Here is a 4,289-nt window from a genome sequence, read left to right on the forward strand (position 1 = left end):
TTGCCGATGCCCGCGAAAAGGTGGAGAATTGGCGCAGAGACTACAACGAGGTTCGGCCCCACAGCGCGATCGGATATAACGTTCCGATCGACATCCATAATCCCGGTGGCGCCACCAGCCTGTCACCGGAATGAAGGCCGAAAACTTCAGATCCCGGCGGTCCAAGATTGGGTCCCAGAGCACAAACCCGCAAACTCTCGTTATGACCAAGGGACCGGCGGGGGGCAGGTCACAAAGAGCGCATCCAGCAACGTCCAGTCGGCATCCGAGTTCTCGACGGTGAGCAGCCGGGCGTCCGAGCCAAGCTGCGATGCCATGTGAGAGTGGCTGTCGAACAATCTTGGCAAAGCGAACTCGTCTTTGAGATCAATGATCTCCGCGCCGTCTCGCTCGACATAACCCGCCTCAATCGCCTCGATCTTATCGCCGATGATGACCATCGACTGTTCGGTCATCGGGCTGGCCGACGCGTTAGCCATCAACGTCCCGGCGTGAGTGATAACGGTCCGCGCATCCTCCTCCTGAGCGATGACAGGCATGGCCAGGGCGGCCGCGAAAGCGCTCAACGCGCCTGCGGTTCTAAGCATTCGATCTCTCCCCCCTGATAGATCGCGCTTACATGACGATCACATGTAATAAATTCGATCAACATGCTTCGGTAGAACGTGATGGGTGAGACTCGCCCAGCCTGAACGAGGTATATCAGACGGCTGGCGCGAGATACCCGCTTGGTTAGGGGCAGATGCAATATGGCTGAGAAGGCTGACGGAATGCTCGAGCGGCATGACCGACTACTGCGCGGTACGGTCTTTCGGTTCCACCGCACCTACCTAGGATTCTTGGATGCCTGAAGCACTTCGCAGGCTGCCCGCGCGACCTCGACTTTGCATCGAATCCGCCAGCGTCACCACGTGGGCAGGTGCAACCTAAACCGGAGGCCTCCTACTGAGCGCAAACATGAGGGGCCCCCACCCTGCAACGAGAACCTCAGAGCCCAGCAAGCAGGACGTGAGCCCCCGCCGATCAAAACTCGACGGAAGCGACTAGTGAACGTCGAGGGACATGTTCATCTGCAAAGCCCCTCGCGCTTTAGAACCGGTGTCTCATTTCGCAGTCACAACTGGAACGCGCAGTCCAACAAACAAGGCGTGCGCAGACGACTTTTCCTTTTGCATAACGTGATCTCCAAACAGGCGCGCATCCGAGTTAAGTCACCGGAAACCCAATGCGAGGCTCCGAGATGAAGACCGCAATTACCACCCTGTTCGTTGCCGGCTTGGTCGCTTCTCCTGTGGTGGCGCAGGAGACCGAGATCGAGATAGGCTACATGCCGATCCTGCCGGTATCGCAGCTCTTCGTGGCTCTGGAGAACGGCGCGCTCGACGATACCGGGATTGAAGCCGATCTTGTCGAGTTCCAGAACGGGCCAGCTATGGTGCAGGCGCTGCTGGCTGGTCAACTCGATGTTGCCTATCTTGGCATCGGTCCCGCCATGGTGGCGCATGGTCGCGGCGCCGATATCAAGGTGGTTGCCTCCAACATCATCGAGCAGATCTCGCTCGTCGCGCTGCCGCCTCTGGCCGGAGATTTCGAGGGCAACAACCCCGCCGACGCCTTCACGGCCTTCGCCGCGCGTGAGGGCCGCAAGCCGGTAATCTCGACCTTCCCCAAGGGCTCGGTGCCGGAAACCGTGCTGCAATACTGGATGCGCGAAGAGGCAGGTATCGATCCCGATCTGATCGAGATCATCCATCAGGGCACGGCGCAGGTGCAGCAGGCGCTGCTGACCGGTGCGGTTGACGGTGCCGCGATCCTCGAACCAGTCGTCTCGACCACACTGGCCCGGATCGAGGGCGCCGAGGTGGTGGCCGCAGGCGCCGAGATGTTCCCTGACCAGCCGGGCGCTGTGCTTGCGGTCCGTGAAGGACTCCTGGAGAAGTCGCCCGATGCCGTCGAGGCGCTGGTTTCGGCCCATATCGCCGCGACCCACCTACTTGCCGGCGATGCGGCCGCCGCCGCGCCTATGGTTGCCAAGCATGTCGGCGGCGGCCGTCTCGATCCGGCAGTGGTCGAGGCTGCGATCGCGCGTTCCTCGGAGCAGTTCGTTGCCGACCCGAACCGCATCGTCGAGGGCACGCGCGCCATGCACGACTTTCAGATCGAGCTGGGTACGCTGGCGCAGCCGGTCGATCTCGACGCGCTGTTCGACCTCAACGTCTTCGAGCGCGCAGCCGCACAATGAGCGCTGTCGCCCCGCGCGGCATGCGGCGGACCGCATTCGGCGCCGCCGGTCTCGTGGCCTTCATTGCGCTGTGGAAGGCGGCCGGGAGCTTCGGCTGGACCACGCCCGGCACCATGCCAGACCCGTTCCTGGTGCCGGCGGCGATCCGTGACGAGATCGCCTCGGGTCGGCTGCTGCCGGCCGTCGGCTCATCGCTCGTCCACTATATCTGGGGGCTCGCTCTTGGCTCGGTGCTGGGCATCGCCGTGGGCCTCGCCACCGCGACGCTGCCGCGGCTCGACGCGGCGCATGCCTGGTTGGCGCGGATCCTGCGGCCGATCCCGCCGCTGGCCTGGGTGGTCTTCGCCATCGCCTGGTTCAAGGTGAGCCATGCAGGCGCGGCCTTCGTGATCTCGATTGGCGTGTTCTGGGTGAACTACTTCGCCACCTACGCCGCTGTGCGCAACGTCGATCCACGCTACCACGAGCTGGCCCGCGCCTTCGGCCAAGGCGCCTATTTCAAGCGGCATCGCACGGTCACGTTGCCCGCCGCCTCGCCTGGAATCTTATCAGGGCTGCGCACGGGCGTCGGTCAGGCCTGGATGACACTGATCGCAGCCGAGCTTCTGGGCGTGCCCGGCATGGGTCAGGAGATGAACGCCGCAGCCGGCGTTGGCGCCTACGAGGCGGTGGTAGTTTACATGCTGGCGATCTCGGTGGTCTACACCCTGTCCGACGCGTTGTTCTCGCTGATCGAGGGGAGGCTTCTCGCATGGCGCCCGTCCTGACTGCGCGCGGGCTGACCCTGCGCTTTCCCGGAGCCGAGCGCCCGACGCTCGAAGACTTCGATCTCGACATCGAGAAAGGCGGTTTCGTGGCGCTGGTCGGCGGCTCGGGTGTCGGCAAGTCGACGCTTCTGCGCGCCATCGCCGGTTTGCTGCCACCCGATGCCGGCACCATCGATCTCACCAGCCCCGAGCGGCCGGGCCAGCGCCGCCGCGCCATCGTGTTTCAGGACGGTCGCCTGCTGCCTTGGCGCACGCTCAGGCGCAACGTCGAATACGGGCTCGAGGGGCTGTCGCTCGCCGCGAAGGAGCGCAGCGAGAGAGTCGACGAGGTGCTGCGCCTGACGCGGATGGAACATCTGGCCGATCGCTACCCGCACCAGCTTTCCGGCGGCCAAGTGCAACGCGGCGGCATCGCCCGCGCGCTGGTGGTGCGGCCCGACGTGCTTCTGATGGACGAACCCTTCTCGGCGGTCGACGCGCTGACGCGCGGTGCGCTGCAGAGCGAGCTGCTCAGGATCTGGTCGGCCTCGGGCGCGGCGGTCCTCTTCGTAACGCATGACATCGCCGAGGCGGCGCTGCTGAGCGAACGCGTCATCGTCCTGTCGGGCCAGCCCGCCCGCGTCGCTCTTGACCGCCGCGTCGCGTTGCCACTCGAGGGCCGCCGAGAAGATCCAGGCTTCGCCCCGCTCGTCACCGACATTCAGGAGGCCCTGTGACATGGCACTGCGACTGCTGATCCATGCACCCACCGCGGCCGCCCTCGCCCGGGCCCGCTCCACGCCCGCAACCTGCTGCGCGCCGATCCCACAGCCGAGGTCGAAATCGTCGTCAATGGCGGCGCGGTAGCCGCGGCGATCGAGACCGGCGAGGTCGAGCCGCAGCTGCTGCTCTGCAGCAACTCGCTTGCAGCGCAGGGTCTCGTTGCGCCGTCAGAAGCCCGGACCGTAGACGCTGCCGTGCTGTATATCGCAATGCGTCAGCAAAGTGGTTGGGCCTACATGCGGGCTTAACGTGTCGTTAGCACTGCTAGAGCCGCACTTTCGAGCGCGGCTCTAGCAGTCTTAAGGACGAGTTCGATCTTAGTTCTGGAAAAGGCGCCTACGCTTGGTTGGAGGTCGAGAGTTCTGGCCTATGGCAGTAGAACCTCACATGACTTGCAGTGTCGCTCTGTGGTGGAATTGTTCCCCTGCAATGATCGTGTCCCAACGCTTGGTGTAAGAGGCTGCGGGCGGAGCCCTTGGCGTAGCGCAGCGCGTGGCCGGGTGTGACGCTGGCGATCA

5 protein-coding genes are annotated in these 4,289 nt (G+C 64.3%); 4 read left to right on the forward strand and 1 reads right to left on the reverse strand.

Going from position 1 to position 4,289, the window contains the following annotated elements; genetic code table 11:
- Nucleotides 1–134, forward strand: a 134-nt coding sequence (locus MBELCI_RS18390; protein WP_045320510.1) for an integrase core domain-containing protein, incomplete at its 5' end; no start/stop codon positions are given.
- A 66-nt stretch (nucleotides 135–200) separates the two neighbouring features.
- On the opposite strand, the gene MBELCI_RS18395 is transcribed toward MBELCI_RS18390, so the two are convergent.
- The gene (locus MBELCI_RS18395; protein ID WP_045320511.1) at nucleotides 201–587 is read right to left on the reverse strand and encodes a hypothetical protein; all 387 of its coding nucleotides are present in this window, start codon (nucleotides 585–587) and stop codon (nucleotides 201–203) included.
- A 653-nt stretch (nucleotides 588–1,240) separates the two neighbouring features.
- On the opposite strand from MBELCI_RS18395, the gene MBELCI_RS18400 reads away from it, so the two are divergent.
- The 3 genes from MBELCI_RS18400 to MBELCI_RS18410 are packed head-to-tail and all read left to right on the forward strand — an operon-like array spanning nucleotide 1,241 to nucleotide 3,725.
- Nucleotides 1,241–2,242, forward strand: a complete 1,002-nt coding sequence (locus MBELCI_RS18400) for an ABC transporter substrate-binding protein (RefSeq protein WP_045320513.1) — start codon at nucleotides 1,241–1,243, stop codon at nucleotides 2,240–2,242.
- On the forward strand, nucleotides 2,239–3,009 hold the full coding sequence (locus MBELCI_RS18405; RefSeq protein WP_021695754.1) for an ABC transporter permease: 771 nt from the start codon (nucleotides 2,239–2,241) through the stop codon (nucleotides 3,007–3,009). Before MBELCI_RS18400 ends, MBELCI_RS18405 begins: the two co-directional genes overlap by 4 nt.
- On the forward strand, nucleotides 2,994–3,725 hold the full coding sequence (locus MBELCI_RS18410) for an ABC transporter ATP-binding protein (RefSeq protein ID WP_021695755.1): 732 nt from the start codon (nucleotides 2,994–2,996) through the stop codon (nucleotides 3,723–3,725). Before MBELCI_RS18405 ends, MBELCI_RS18410 begins: the two co-directional genes overlap by 16 nt.
- The last annotated feature ends 564 nt before the right edge of the window (nucleotides 3,726–4,289 follow it).

The organism is Limimaricola cinnabarinus LL-001 (assembly GCF_000466965.1).
Lineage (GTDB): Bacteria > Pseudomonadota > Alphaproteobacteria > Rhodobacterales > Rhodobacteraceae > Limimaricola > Limimaricola cinnabarinus.